This is a genomic window from Pseudonocardia oroxyli, from assembly GCF_900102195.1.
In the GTDB taxonomy this organism is placed as follows: domain Bacteria; phylum Actinomycetota; class Actinomycetes; order Mycobacteriales; family Pseudonocardiaceae; genus Pseudonocardia; species Pseudonocardia oroxyli.
In genome coordinates this window covers 108140-121227 of the sequence record NZ_FNBE01000022.1, presented here as the reverse complement: position 1 = coordinate 121227, position 13088 = coordinate 108140, and the positions used below count along the sequence as shown (strand labels likewise).

14 protein-coding genes and 2 pseudogenes are annotated in these 13088 nt (G+C 67.2%); 6 read left to right on the top strand and 10 right to left on the bottom strand.

Features of this window, described 5'->3' with window-relative positions:
- The 6 genes and pseudogenes from BLS43_RS26985 to BLS43_RS32200 all read left to right on the top strand — a co-directional run.
- Positions 1 to 660: pseudogene (locus BLS43_RS26985) on the top strand (IS256 family transposase); the annotation flags it as partial.
- 42 nt (positions 661 to 702) lie between these two features.
- Positions 703 to 933: pseudogene (locus BLS43_RS26980) on the top strand (integrase core domain-containing protein); the annotation flags it as partial.
- A gap of 88 nt (positions 934 to 1021) precedes the next feature.
- A complete protein-coding gene (locus tag BLS43_RS26975) occupies positions 1022 to 1480 on the top strand; it encodes a DUF4265 domain-containing protein (RefSeq protein ID WP_218130027.1) in 459 nt (152 codons plus the stop codon).
- Between the two features lie 293 nt (positions 1481 to 1773).
- A complete protein-coding gene (locus tag BLS43_RS32205) occupies positions 1774 to 2127 on the top strand; it encodes a DUF6896 domain-containing protein (protein ID WP_425438580.1) in 354 nt (117 codons plus the stop codon).
- 829 nt (positions 2128 to 2956) lie between these two features.
- Positions 2957 to 3412, top strand: a complete 456-nt coding sequence (locus tag BLS43_RS29685) for a hypothetical protein (protein ID WP_143030251.1) — start codon at positions 2957 to 2959, stop codon at positions 3410 to 3412.
- 54 nt (positions 3413 to 3466) lie between these two features.
- A complete protein-coding gene (locus BLS43_RS32200; RefSeq protein WP_425438577.1) occupies positions 3467 to 3898 on the top strand; it encodes a DUF6896 domain-containing protein in 432 nt (143 codons plus the stop codon).
- Positions 3899 to 4144: 246 nt separating this feature from the next.
- Here the strand turns inward: BLS43_RS32200 and BLS43_RS26970 are convergent, their stop codons facing one another.
- From BLS43_RS26970 to BLS43_RS26925, 10 genes are read right to left on the bottom strand one after another with little or no spacing between them, the layout of a single operon-like run.
- On the bottom strand, positions 4145 to 4762 hold the full coding sequence (locus tag BLS43_RS26970; RefSeq protein ID WP_143030250.1) for a prepilin peptidase: 618 nt from the start codon (positions 4760 to 4762) through the stop codon (positions 4145 to 4147).
- Entirely contained in the window at positions 4759 to 7806 is a 3048-nt protein-coding gene (locus BLS43_RS26965; RefSeq protein WP_176921576.1) for a LysM peptidoglycan-binding domain-containing protein, read from the bottom strand. Before BLS43_RS26965 ends, BLS43_RS26970 begins: the two co-directional genes overlap by 4 nt.
- A gap of 32 nt (positions 7807 to 7838) precedes the next feature.
- Positions 7839 to 8264: a hypothetical protein gene (locus BLS43_RS26960; RefSeq protein WP_093089517.1), complete on the bottom strand. Its 426-nt coding sequence runs from the start codon at positions 8262 to 8264 to the stop codon at positions 7839 to 7841.
- Positions 8261 to 8629: a hypothetical protein gene (locus BLS43_RS26955; RefSeq protein ID WP_093089516.1), complete on the bottom strand. Its 369-nt coding sequence runs from the start codon at positions 8627 to 8629 to the stop codon at positions 8261 to 8263. Before BLS43_RS26955 ends, BLS43_RS26960 begins: the two co-directional genes overlap by 4 nt.
- A gap of 35 nt (positions 8630 to 8664) precedes the next feature.
- Positions 8665 to 9051 (bottom strand): hypothetical protein, encoded by a 387-nt coding sequence (locus BLS43_RS26950; RefSeq protein ID WP_143030249.1) that lies wholly within the window; start codon positions 9049 to 9051, stop codon positions 8665 to 8667.
- Positions 9048 to 9251 (bottom strand): hypothetical protein, encoded by a 204-nt coding sequence (locus tag BLS43_RS26945; RefSeq protein WP_093089514.1) that lies wholly within the window; start codon positions 9249 to 9251, stop codon positions 9048 to 9050. Before BLS43_RS26945 ends, BLS43_RS26950 begins: the two co-directional genes overlap by 4 nt.
- A gap of 17 nt (positions 9252 to 9268) precedes the next feature.
- The gene (locus BLS43_RS26940) at positions 9269 to 10144 is read right to left on the bottom strand and encodes a type II secretion system F family protein (protein WP_143030248.1); all 876 of its coding nucleotides are present in this window, start codon (positions 10142 to 10144) and stop codon (positions 9269 to 9271) included.
- Complete coding sequence (locus tag BLS43_RS30290) at positions 10141 to 11034, bottom strand: type II secretion system F family protein (RefSeq protein ID WP_093089512.1); 894 nt, start codon at positions 11032 to 11034, stop codon at positions 10141 to 10143. Before BLS43_RS30290 ends, BLS43_RS26940 begins: the two co-directional genes overlap by 4 nt.
- Entirely contained in the window at positions 11031 to 12383 is a 1353-nt protein-coding gene (locus BLS43_RS26930; RefSeq protein ID WP_093089511.1) for a TadA family conjugal transfer-associated ATPase, read from the bottom strand. The genes BLS43_RS30290 and BLS43_RS26930 overlap by 4 nt, the downstream gene beginning before the upstream one ends.
- Entirely contained in the window at positions 12380 to 13066 is a 687-nt protein-coding gene (locus tag BLS43_RS26925) for a CpaE/TadZ family protein (protein ID WP_143030246.1), read from the bottom strand. Before BLS43_RS26925 ends, BLS43_RS26930 begins: the two co-directional genes overlap by 4 nt.
- Between the last annotated feature and the right edge of the window lie 22 nt (positions 13067 to 13088).

The window sequence follows — 13088 nt, the reverse complement described above, 5'->3', positions numbered from 1 at the left end:
TCGACGGGCAGCGCGACATCCTGGGCCTGTGGGCCGGTGACCCCGCCGCCGGTGGGGAGGGTGCGAAGTACTGGCTGCACGTGCTGACCGAGATCCGCAACCGCGGCGTCGGTGACGTGCTCATGGTCGTCTGCGACGGGGCTGCCGGAGGCGATCGGGCAGGTCTGGCCGCAGACGATCACCCAGACCTGCGTGGTGCACCTGCTGCGCAACAGCTTCCGCTACGCCGGGCGCCAGCACTACGAGGCCGTCGCGAAGGCCCTCAAGCCGGTCTACACCGCTCCCGCTCCGACCGAGGCCGCGGCCACCGAGCGGTTCCTCGAGTTCTGCGAGACCTGGGGCGAGCGCTACCCGGCCATCGTGCGGTTGTGGGAGAACGCGTGGGCGGAGTTCGTGCCGTTCCTGTACTTCGACGTCGAGATCCGCAAGATCGTCTGCACCACCAACGCCATCGAGTCCGTGAACGCTCGGATCCGCCGCGCGGTCAAGGCGCGCGGGCACTTCCCGAACGAGGCCGCTGCGCTCAAGTGCGTCTACATGGCGATCATGAGCCTCGACCCCACCGGCGCCGGGCAACGCCGCTGGGCGATCCGCTGGAAACCAGCCCTGAACGCCTTCGACATCACCTTCGACGGACGCCTGTCCGCCGGACGCCGATAGCCCTCAACCAACCCCAGTTACACCGGACAGTTGACAGTCCCGTCGATGGGCCGAGTCGAGACCTGCGCCGATAACGCCGCGATGGAGTCCTTCTTCAGCCTGCTGCAGAAGAACGTGCTCAACCGCCGACACTGGTCGACCCGCGACGAGCTTCGGCTCGCGATGGTGACCTGGATCGAGTCCACCCACCATCGTCGAAGACGCCAGGACAGCCTCGGCCGACTCACCCCAGTCGAGTTCGAGATACTCGCCTCAGCCGCTCACGCGGCCTGATCATCTACCCAATACGGGTCAACCAGAGTCTGGGCAGTCCCCCCGGATATCGCGGCGCCTGGCCGCCAGCATGGTGGAGGTTAAACTAGTGGCTGTACGCGAAGCAGTGCATCGAGACCCGGTTTGGCGAGCGCGGTCCAACCATCTGATCGCAGCAGAGGTTCAACTGGATGGCACAGACATCGCCACCGAGCAGCTGTGGGCTCGCAGGATTGGTGCCGATCAGTTCGAGCTGTGCTGCATTCCGTTCTTCGTCTACGATCTAGCGCTAGGTGACGTGGTGGAAGTTGACGACTCGAGCTTAGTGCGGTCGGTTCTCTCTCCATCCGGACGATATGTGTTCCGAGTCTTCTTTGAGCGATCGAATCTGGTCTTCAGGGACGAAATCGTGCGGGGGCTGGAGTCTCTGCAATCCATCTATGAATGGTCATCGGCGAGCCTTCTGGCAGTTGACGCACGTGATGAGGCGCATGCCAGCATTGTCGCCGAATATCTTGCAGATGGGGAAAGGTCTGGCATGCTCCTCTACGAGACCGGCAAGAGCTAGTTCGCGTGTGCACGTTTAGGCGCCGCGATGCTCGTCTGGTTCTGGGGTGTGGGTCTCGGTTGACCGGAGAGCGGAATTAGTGCACCAGAGGACGGCCTTGACGAGCAAGACTTCCCCGAGAGTTGCAACTAGGCGGGCGACGACTGCCTGGACGGTGGCGCACACTTCGGGACCTGAAGACCGCATCCATCAAGAGGCCCCGAGGGATCGGCTACAAGTGAGATGCATCGGCGTGAACGAGGTGGAGATTTGCCTCGAAGGACTGATGGCCGTGCGAACGCTTCTCGCTCGCTATTCGTTCGGAGGGTGTCGCCGACCTCAGGAGACAGTACAGGCGGCGCGAAATTGAGAAGTCCGGGCGCCTTGAAGGTGGTCTTGAGTACGACTTTCACGGTGCGGGATGTCGGTTCGTGATTCCGGGTGGACGCGTAGTCGAAGTCGACTTGTACGAGGGCCTTGAGGATTTCGATCCTTGGAAGTTTCAAGATCACTTCTCCGTGGAATCGGATGGTGCTCGACCATCCGTCGACGAGATCAGATTGCATTGTGGCCAACTCGTGCGGACCGGCCGTCTCGTTGAGCCCCACCATGTCTGGTATTTAGACCGCGTTAATGGCGGCCAGGTTGAAGCTGGTGGAGAGAGTTGACATTGGTGGTCGACGATCGTCCGACCCCCGTTATCGAAGGGGGTACAACGAAGCAGGCGGCGACGGCTGGACAGTGGTGCAAACTTCGGGAACCCAAAGACTGCACCCATGTACCTCGAGACTCACGGGGGCACTCACGATGTAGGCTTCAGGGTCGATGTTCCCGCGTCATGACTTCGCGGAATGGCGGAGCGGGGAGACGTGGACATCCTGGAGGGGGGATATGCGGACGATGACGCCGAATACATCAGCTATAGCCGAGCCTTCAGCGATACCAATCGATTCCGGAGATTCCCATGGAGTGGATGATGACCGTGGATAGACTGCCTCGTGGATGATGACCGTGGATAGACTGCCTCGGGGAACCGTGACCAGGGCGACGGTGGTTTCCTATCCTCCGTACGGCGGCATTCGGGTCCAGATGTCTGGCGGGTGGTACGGCTACATTGACGACCTGAATATCCACGACCTAAATTTGCCTGCGACAGAATGGCCAAAGGTCGGGGAAGAAATCAAAGTCGCGGTGCTTGGATACGCGAGAGTGTCCGACTGACTGCCAGGCAAAGTCAGATCGAATTGGCTCCTATGAAGAAAAGTGAAGACGCGTGTGACTAACTGAGCTGTAGTCTCGAATCTGCGAGCAGTGATGGAGTTCTAATCGCGCTTATTACTTGGTAGTCGAAAGGTGAACCCGGAAACAGGGCTGGCCTGGCGGCGGCCTCGCCAACAGGAGGCATCAGATGAGTGATGCACGTTACCGTGCAGCGGGAGGCGACCTATGGTGAGTCGAGATTCTCAAGCCTCGACTGGAGACGTATTCCTTCTGCCTGTGGGTGACGAGTATGTAAGCCCGGCTCAGATCGTAGCGGACTATAAGCACGCCATTTACCTCGCAGTCTATGAGCGAGTAGCGCGGAGCCGAGAGGGCCTCCTAGGTGCGATTGTCAACCTTGAAGTCGTCCTCCTGGGCTTAACCTTCGACGCTCTGATCGAGAACGGCGACTGGTCACCTCTTGGCGCGACTGAAGTGCCCGAGGGAGTTCCATTGCCCGCCTACAGGGAAGCTGTTGGATTTCCACCGAAGACATTCGTGGTCGACCATTCAGGTAGGCGGCGGAGGCTGGCGACACACGAGGAGGAGTTACTACTCCCCACTCGCAAGATGGTTGCCCCGATTCGAATAGAACGTGCCCTTAGGGCGCTTTATGGGTTCGGCGAATGGTCGCCAAAGTATGACTCGCTTCTTCCTTCGAAAATCTTGACAAGCGCGGAGACGTTCCCCTGACTTCTCCACGTCAGCGGGACGCTGAGTACAGTGCGGGGCGTCGTGGTGAGGTTGATGAATGACGTTGAAAAGTACCTGGATGCCTTGGGTCGCGTCCGGAGATCCCTAGAAGGTTCCGGAATGAGCTCCGGCGGGGTGAGAGGCCTGATGGGCCGATACGGATGGCGAGAGATTTCGAAGGCGGGCTTGATCGAGAGTGATGTCGCGTATGAGTTCCACGACGTCGGATGTCGATTCACTCTGGCCGACGACAGCGTAGTCGACGTCGACATCGTCAACGGAGTGGAGGCATTCGACCCTTGGCGTGTCCTACTCTTCGTCGCTGCCGGGGACGAATCCTCTGGTCGAGGGCTTCGTGAAATTCGAAAGCAATGCGACTCTCTGGTCCGGTCTGGCCGCCTGGGCCAGCTTCGGCAAGGTTGGTACTCGGACCAATCTGAAAAGTGGGCGAGCAACTTGCCTGCACCAGTGCTGCTGACGAGCTGAGTTGGCGAGACCGATCGCGGACATTTCGCGTCCACTAGATCTCTGGAGCTGGCGTTCAGCAGCGTTGTTTCCTCGCGATGGGTGTGGGGAAACCACCCTCCATGTTGCCCCGGTGCCGGTGAGACCTACCGGGCCGAGGGTCGCCAGCGGGAGGACGGGCTCGTGTCCGGCGGTGAGTCTGTCCCCCGGGACGCGGTGCCGCGCTCGAAAGGATGGACGCCTTCGTAGTGACGTGCGCGTTCGCGATCAAGCCGTTGCCCAGGCGATCAACGTCGACGCAACGATGGCAGGCCCGTACGGGATCGCTGTACCTGCGCCATCCCAGTGCGAGCGCCAGACGGCGAGCATGGCGATTGACATTGCTGAGTAGGTGGCTGCGGCAAGGGCCGCGGGGATGCCGGCGATGCCTATCCAGCACGAGAGGATCGGGACGAGCTTCGCGTCGCCCCAGCCCCAGCCTGCTGGGATCAGGACCAGCAGCGTGCCCGACAGTGCGAGTCCCCAGAGAAGGACCGGGTTCACTGCTGCGGGGTCACTGCCGAGGATCGGCCTAGCGAGGACGAGCACGGGGATCGTGGTGAGGGCCAGGGAGGTGACGAGGGGATCGGGGAGTCGGAGCTGACGGGCGTCGACCGCTGCTGCGGCGCTGCCCAACACCGCAAGGGGCAATAAGAGCAGCGTGGCCGCGATCCCGTGTCGGGAAAGGCAGATGCCGAACGTGATGGCGAGTATCGCCGTCATGACGCTGAGCTCGGCCACCCACCGCCAGCCCTCTGGCGTCTTGGCGAACCGGTTCGCCAGCTTCAATCCTCCTGCGCTGCAGAGTCCTGCTCCCACAACCGAGCTCACCACAACGGCGATCATCGGCGTCCGTCGATGCCGTGGGGGAAGAGTTCGTGGAACACGGCGAAGCTCTCGGAGGGGAGGTCTTCTCCGACTTCGAAGCCGCGTTCGGAGAGCAGGAGGTCGGCGTGTTCGCGCATCTCGGCGAGGTTGCCTTCGGCGTGGGCGATGCGCATGAGGTCGAGGAGTGGGCGGTCGTGGGTCAGGTCCGGGTCGGCGAGGCGGGAGGCTTCAGCGGCCCATCGGGCGGTGTCGAGGTCGCGGTGTTCGAGGGTGAGGTCGACGAGTTCGTGGGCGGTGTCGACGACCCAGCCGGGGATGATCGAGTCGAGGTGCTGGTCGGGGTTGCGGAGCCAGCCGTAGCCGTGTTCGCGTTCGGAGCGCAGGATCGGGCCGCGGATGAGTTGGAGCGCGGCGCTGTAGTCGGCGACGGCGTCTTCGACGCGGCCTGCTTTGGCGAGGGCGTTGGCGCGTTTGCGGAGGCGGCGGAAGAGGTCCCAGTCGAGCAGGAATCGGGTCAGGCGGTACTGGGTGGCGACGCCCGGTGTTCCGGCGGGGAGGTAGAAGTCGTTGGGGTCGTCGGGGGCGTGACCTGCCCATGCGCGGACGTCCACGAGGGCGCGACGGACGGTGGACTCTTTGGCTTGTCGATCTGCGGGCCAGAGGTCGGTGGCGAGTTTGTCGGCGCTGACGCCGCGGGGGTGGAGCGCGAGGTAGACGGCGATCTCGAGGAACCAGGGTCGTCGGCTGGCGGGCACGGTGCCGGGGGCGCGCATCAGCGGTGGCCCGAGGATGCCGACGAGCGGGTTGGGCGGGGTGTCGGAGGAGTGCCACCGGGCGAGGTCGGCGTCCAGGTCGGGGTCGTCGCGCTGAACACGCTGCAGGGCTCTCTCGACTGCCGGATCGACGACCGGTGACGTCGGCTGGGGTAGCTCGGTTGGCTCCTCTGCTGGTGGTGGGGATTCCGGTCTGGGTGCCGCGTCGAACAACATCGTCTGCTGCCAGGGGTTCGTCACGTCTACGGCCGGGGGTGTCCAGGCGCCGTCGGCGGCCATGTCCGTGGCCCACGACTGCTGGTCTTCAGCTGCGGCCGGGACGGGTTGGTCGGGAGCGTAGGTCGTGCCGATGACGTCGAGGAGGTTCGTCGCGAAGGTGGCGCTCATCTGCTCCGCGATCAGGCCCTCGGGCGTGGTGTCGGGAGTCGTGATCGCGCCGTCTTCGTGCACGTGGATTCGGTAGCCGGCGAGGTCGGTGGGGCCGTTGGCGAGGAGGAAGACGACCGAGCGTCGTGGGCCGGAGTGCAGGTGCGCGAGGAGTTCGGGGAGGTCTTCGTGCGCGTCGAGGTCTGCGAGCGCGACGACGGTGACCACCCAGGCGTCGCTCCATGGCTCGGCTCGGCGGCGTGTCACGACGACGTCGTCGGGTGCGAGGCAGCTTTCGACCAGTCGTAGCTTCTGGGTGCCGGTGGCGACTGCGTCGGCCGGATGGGGGAGATGACGGACGCGGCTGTAGGGGAGGCGGGCCAGGTCGGGGTCGAGGCCGTTCGTGATGATCTCGGTGGCGTCGGCCCATCGGCTTGTGCCGAGCTCGACGACGATGCTTCGCAGGAGGTCTCGTGCGCGCTCGGGGTGTCCGTCGAGGTGGACGACGCCGTGGTGCTCGAGGTCGATGAGGTGCAGTCTTCCCGGTGCGGCGCCGATGGCCACGACGGCCGGGTATGGGTTGAGCGGTTCGTCGGGCAGGGCGAGGCCGGACTCGACTGGAAGGAGCCAGCTCGTCGCCGATGCCCCGACGAGGTACGGCGGAGGCAGCTGGGTCTGGTCGGCGAAATCGAGCTCGACGCCGTCTGGGTGGAGCATGACTGCGCGAAGGTCGGGCGGGTCGGTGTCTGCAGGGAGGCTGCACAGGGCCAGGGTGATGAGATCGGCGTCGGACGGTCTGGCCGTTTCGGCTGCGGCGACCTCATAGCGTCCGGGTTCTGATGAGGGCACGGCGATCTGGTGGCGGTAGCGGCGTGCCCGTTGTTGGCGACGTCGTAGAAGCGCGAGGGCGCCCACGATGCCTGCGGCGGCCAGACCGGCGCCACCCCAGGTGATGATCGCGGCGGACGGGTCGCTGTCGGCCGGCGGGGACTGCGCCACTGTCGGCGGAGGTGTTCGTGTCGGTGCGCTGACTGTCGTGGTCGTCGATGGGGGAGTGGTGGGCTGTGGCGTGGTGGGTTGCGCCGACGGCGATTGGCTGGTCCTCGGCTGCTCATGAGGTGGCGGCACGATGTCGACCGTCCCGGGGGGTCCGGCTTGGGGGATGCGGAGAAGCCAGCCCGGGCGGATGACGTTGGCGTCGCGCAGCGTCTGGCCGTCGGGCTGGGGCCTGCCGACGTTCGCGTCGAAAAGTTCGGGGAACCGGGCGGAGTCGTGCAGGGTTCGTGCCGCGATCGCGGCGAGGGTGTCGCCGCGCCGAACGGTCACGACGTCGGGCGGTGGCGCAGCGACCGGTAGCTCGAGGATCCAGCCGGTGCGCAGGAGCGCTCCGGTGGTCAGTCGGCCGCCGTCTGGTTGCTCTCGTCCGACGTTGATCTCGAGGATCTCGCGCCAGCGGAGAGGATCGCCGAGCTCGCGGGAGGCGATGTCCCACAACGTGTCTCGATCTCTCACCGTGTACTGCGGACCCGCGGTTTGTTCATGTTCGGCGTCGAGCCGGCCGGGCGCCGTGCTCGTGACGGGCGCGGCGAGGGCGGGTGCGGCCACCGCCTGGGAGGTGAACGCCGCCATTAGCCACATGACCAGGACACCAGTGAGCGCTCGCCCTGCCCTCCGACGTCCGGGCCGGGGCCTGTGGGTCTGGTCATGAAGTGCAGCAACGAGTTCGATGACCGTCGAGACGACCAGGTACACCCACGCCAGCCAGCCCCCGACGACGAGCGCGCCGAGAAGGAGCCGACCGTCCTGGATGCCGTAGAGAGCGGCGGAGGCTTCCGCGACGCTCGGCAGGTGGTCGGGGAGGTATGGCATGCCCAGCGCGAGCAGAGCCCACGGGAGCCCGGCCAGGATCGCGACGAGGAGCACGAGCGCGACCAGCCCTCGGCAGGGCCGGGCGATCATCCTTCGTCTCCGCTGGGGATGACGACCGGTCGTGCCTCACCGAACCCTTCCGCGGTCAGCTCGCCGATGCCGATGAGTCCCAGGAAGACCGCGGGACGCGTCCCAGTGGCCCGGACGCGGACGCCGCCGTCCACGATGGTGATCGCTCCCGTGACGCCGCTTTCGGCGAGATGATTCAGCGCCGCGGCACGGGCGCGGTCCTCGTCGAGCTCGACGAGGCCGCGGCGCAGCGCGACGGTGTCGAGCTCCTGGCCGCCTGCCCGTGCGGCTTCCTCAGCGGAAGCGGTGACAGCGGCGAGCAGCTGGGCCTTCCGCACGCCGTCCACGCCGAGCCCGACACACAGGACCAGAGCGAGGACGAGGATCGCGGCAGGGGCGGTCATGACGCCCCCGCCGCGTTCCCGGTCGTCCGCTGCGATCATGGCGCCTCCCGATATCGGTCGATCACGCTGACAGCGGTCGCCTCGGTGGTGAAGCTTCCTGGCGCGCCGGGGAGCGCAAGGTCGGACCAGTCGACCTCGCAACGCACGACCGCACGGACGGAGCCGCCCGTCGCGGAGGTGAACACATCCACTGTGCGGCAACGAATCCCGCGATCGTCGAAGACGGCTCGTGCGGCGTCGGCGGCTTCGGTAGCCGCACCCGCCGGGTTCCGCTGGATCGAGGCGAGCCGCGCGGCGGCGCGGGCCGCGTGATCGGTCGTCGCCTCGGCCAAGGTCAGCCGCATGGTGGCGATGCCGAAGGTCAGCACAAGACCCAGGACGCCCGCGACGAGCGCGGCCTCCACAGCTGGCCCACCGCCCCGCTCATGATCAGGAGGCATCATGCGGCAGGCCTCTCGACGGCGCCCCGGGCAGTCCGAGCGATCGCGAGATCCACGAGGGGAAGCACCGTCAGAGCGCTGCCACTGACGGTGACGTCGAGGGAGCCGTCGGGCTGGATGACAGCCTCCGCGCGGGGCTCGAGCAGGACACGGGACGCCGATCGCTCCAGGAACCGAAGTGCAGTGGACTCGGCCTCTGCCGCGGACTCGATGCCGTAGTAGCGCCCGCTCCGCAGACCATCCTCGGCCGCGGTCATCGCCATCTGCGACGCGAAGGCGTAGAGGGAGATCTGCACCCCGGCCAGCACGAGTGTCAGCGTTCCGCTCCACAGCAGCGCCAACTGGGTGCTGACGGCTCCGCCACGTTCACGCTCGAGCGCTGTCACTCCAGGGCACCCATCTTCTTGGCGATGTAGGCGCCGACACCTGCCGCGATCGCAGCGCCGATCACGGCTCCCGCTCCGATGTGGAACCCTTCGTCGGAGTTGCGGCCCCCGCCGCGTTCGTCGACGGGCCCGATGCGATCGTGCAGGGCGAGGAAGGCCTCGCTCACGAACAGCGACAGACGGTGATAGAGCGACCTCATCGGAGCCTCCTCAAGAATCAGCTGGTCAGCAGCGTTGTCGTGGCGGGGTAGAGGACCCAGGCGGCGATCAGGAAGACCTGCATCGCCCCGGGGGTGCTGAGGCGGACACTCGCGCGGTTGGCCTCGGCACGGGCGTCCGCACGGAGCTCGTCGGACAGGCTGGAGGCTCGGGCGAGCAGGGTGTCGATGACCGCACCACCGTCGTCGCCCGCGCTGCGCGCGGTATCCGCCAGGTCGTCGAGCTCGGGGAGGTCGATCTCCTCGGCGAGTCGCCCGAGCCCGTACCACGGCATCTGGCCGGAACGTGTGGCGATCTCGAGATGGTGCGTGATCCGTCGCATCGCCCAGCTCGACTCGAGGTAGCCGGCCGGCTGCAGCAGCGCGGTGGCGACGCCTGCCCCACCCCGTCGCAGCAGGCTGACCTGCTGGAGGTAGGCGACGAGGGCGTAGCGCATCTCGTCCCGCAGATCGTCGGCGCGGTCCCGGAGCTGTCGGGCCGCGCCGGTCCAGGCGGCCGTCGCCGCAGCAATCGTGATCGTCGCGGGCACGACCGCCGGCAGCTCAGCGTCGACCAGCCAGAGTACGAGAGCCAGCGCAGGACCAGCGGCGGCGTAGCTCAGGGTCGAGACGAGCCGCCGGAGCACGAACTCCTCCCGGGTCGTCGATGCGATCGTCAGGTCTGCAGCGTCGACACCGGTGGGGATCCGCTGTGTCCAGCTTCGAAGGAGGCCGCCGTGCTGGCCGGGCACCCGACGTGTGGGGCGGAGTTCGTCATCGAGCATCTGAAGGCCGTCGTCCAGCCTCGGGTGCCATGGTCGGAGGGCGGTCACGAGCAGCGCGGTCGCCAGTCCGAGGAGGCCGCCGCAGAGCGCCCCGAGCAGAAGTGGACTCACCGCGGCCTACTCAGCAGCCGTGGCTCGGGTCGCCCGAGTGCGATGCGGCGCATCCAGACCAGCAGCGCCAGAGACGCGATGACCAGGACGGCCATCACGGCCTGCCCCGCTGCGGTCGAGTAGTCGGCCGCAAAGCCGGGAACGAACATCAGGAGGACGAAGACCGCTGCCTGGATCAGCAGCAGGGTCGTGATCGATTGTCGCGACTCGGCCCGGTCAGCCTCGACCTCCCGGCGGGCTCGGACGTCACGGTCCACACCGTCGGCGAGTTGCCGCAGCACAGTCGCGATCCCGGTGCTCTGCTGGCGCAGGGCCAGCCCGAGTGCGGCCGCGACGGTGTCGCCGACGCGGTCGCCGATCGTCTCGGCGAAGTCGAGGAACGCGGCGTCCTGGTCGGCATGGCTGCTCTCGAGACGCGCGGCCAGCCCGGAGACCGGGACGGAGATCGGCTCCGGTGCGGTGCGTGCGGAGACCACGATCGCCTGGGCGAGACCAACCGCGCCGCCACCGCTGAGAGTGTCCGCCATCCGCCGACACCACGTCGCCAGCGCGGAGACGACGTCGATCTGCTCGCGGGCGACCCGACCGGACCCGAGGAGCCAGGGCAGCCAGGTCCCGGTACAGGCGACCGCGAGTCCGGCGACCGGCCAACCCGACAGCAGCCAGGTCCCTGTACCGGCAGCGAGCCACGCGAGGATGCGAACCCGATCGGTACGCCAGTCCCTTCCCGGGGCTCGAGCTGCGGAGGTGACCGCCCTGAGCCGGGCCGCGAGCAAGGACGTTCGGCGCGCCGCCGGCAAGGCGACATCGCGGGCTCCGGCGATCCCAAGGGCCAGCCCGGTGAGCAGGCTGGCTCCCGCCAGGCCGCCGAGAACCGTCGCCCACGTCATGACCGCACGGCCCCGTTCCGGTTGCTGCGGTTGAGAAAGCCCAGGTCGACGCCGGCCTCCTCGAAGGCCCGCCGCTTCTGCGGGGGCATCTGCAGCCGCGGTCGTGGGTCCTCGGACCCGAGGTCAGGAGCGAAGATCCGGTTGACGGCGATGCGTCCGACCTCGTTGACGTCGGTGACCTCGGAGATCTCCGAGACGAAACGCCGTCGTCCACCGAGAGACGGGTGGTCGAGTTGGCGCATGTGGATGACGTAGTCGATCCCCTGGGCCACGAGGCGGGTCACGAAGCGGTCCGACCAGCCCGAACCGGCTCCCTTCAGCGCCGCGGTGGCGAGTCGTTCGAGAGCTTCGGCGGACGAGCCCGCGTGGAGGGTGCACATGGAACCGGGCATCCCAGCGTTCATCGCTTCGAGCATGGCGAGCGCCTCCTCACCGCGGACCTCGCCGATGATCACCCGAGTCACGGAGAGGCGGAGGGTTTGGTGCAGCAGAGCCGAGAGCGTCATCTCACCTGCCCGCTCGCCGCCGCGCCCCGAGAACTCTGTGGAGCCGGGTCTGGCCTCCATCGCGACGATCAACGGGGAGGCGTTGTGGAGTAGGTGGAGGCGGAGCTCGAATTCGGTCTCCAGTGTCGCGATCCGCTCGTGTGGCGGGATCTCGCGGGCGATGGCGCGGAGCAGGGTGGTCTTTCCGCAGGTGGGCTCGCCGGTGACCAGGATGTTCTGCTTGGCGACGATCAGAGCACGGATGAACCGCGCGGACTCGGCCGACAGCGTCCCCATGGCCACGAGATCGTCGAGCGTGAAGTCCAGCAGTCGGTGCTTGCGGATCGTCACGGTCGGCCGAGGTACGACGTCCCGGACCGCCGCCAGCCGCGAGCCGTCCGGCAGCTGCATGTTGAGGCACGGCTGAGCGGGGGTGAAGGCCCGCTCGGACGTCCCATGGTGTGCGGCGATGTGCTGGATCTGTTGGATGAGCTCGGCATCGCTGGTGGCGACGGCATCCCGCGCGACCCGGATCTCGCCGCTGCTGAGCCGCACCATGGGCGGCTCGGAACCCACCAGGTAGATGTCCTCGACATCCGGCAGGTCCAGAAGCGCCTGCAACTGGCCGAGGCCCCAGATCCCGCGCTCGACGGCCAGGAGGACCTCGGCCTCGTCCTCCCGGGCCAACACCGGGTGTCCGCGGCCGAGACGCGCACGCGCCTCCGTCTCCAGCTCCTCTTCGATGAGGGCCCGGAGTTCCTGGCGTTCGTCCTCTGCCGTCATCCCGCTGCGGGCCGATCGCTCGGCCAGCTTCGCGATCACCCGTCCACGGATCGCGTCGACGACAGCTTTCTCCGCGGTCATCCCTGCAGCCCGGCGTGGTCGGGCGCGGCGAGCCTCGAGGCGGCGAGCAGAAACGCGCGCTGCAGCCTTCCCCGGTGGAACCGTGCCCCGGGCTCGACCCCGCCGCTCCAGTGACGCGCACCCGCGGGGTCGTCGGGCAGGGCCGCGGCGATCGGCAGAGTGCAGGCACGGGCGATCTCGTCGGCGTCATACGGTTGGCCGGGCCCCACCACCACGAGGCGCAGCGGCGCCGCCGAAGTCTCTAGGAGTGGGGCGGACCGTGCGACGTGCCGGACTGCGGCGAGGTTCGACCGGGTCAGGACGAATGCGGCTGCCGAGCAGTCCAGGATCGCGGTGCTCGGGTGCCCGTGTGCGAGCCGCCCACAGTCGACGAGAAGATCCGCGCCGCAGAAGGACCCCAGCTGGTCGGCCGTTCGACGCCAGTCCACGGCGGTCGCCGCCTGCGAGGAGCCGAACCCGGCCAGCATCAACGGGCCGTGCTTGACCGGGCGGATTACGTGACGGCCCAGGGCGCCTGCGAGATCGCCGAGCCGCGCCTCAGCGAGAACATCGACGACTCCACCTGTCGCCGAGACACGGCCGCCGCCGAGCCCTACGAGCATGTCGCCACCCTGCGGGTCGAGATCGAGGGCGATGACCGGGCGAGGCCAGCTCGCCGCGAGCCCCAGCACCGTCGTCGTCACGCCGGGGGAGCCCTTGAACGAG

Bases quoted from the DNA above. Each gene is read 5' to 3' on its own strand.
- BLS43_RS26930 (WP_093089511.1), bottom strand. From the start codon at position 12,383: ATGACCGCGGAGAAAGCTGTCGTCGACGCGATCCGTGGACGGGTGATC.
- BLS43_RS26945 (WP_093089514.1), bottom strand. From the start codon at position 9,251: ATGAGGTCGCTCTATCACCGTCTGTCGCTGTTCGTGAGCGAGGCCTTC.
- BLS43_RS32200 (WP_425438577.1), top strand. From the start codon at position 3,467: ATGAATGACGTTGAAAAGTACCTGGATGCCTTGGGTCGCGTCCGGAGA.
- BLS43_RS26970 (WP_143030250.1), bottom strand. From the start codon at position 4,762: ATGATCGCCGTTGTGGTGAGCTCGGTTGTGGGAGCAGGACTCTGCAGC.
- BLS43_RS30290 (WP_093089512.1), bottom strand. From the start codon at position 11,034: ATGACGTGGGCGACGGTTCTCGGCGGCCTGGCGGGAGCCAGCCTGCTC.
- BLS43_RS26960 (WP_093089517.1), bottom strand. From the start codon at position 8,264: ATGATCGCAGCGGACGACCGGGAACGCGGCGGGGGCGTCATGACCGCC.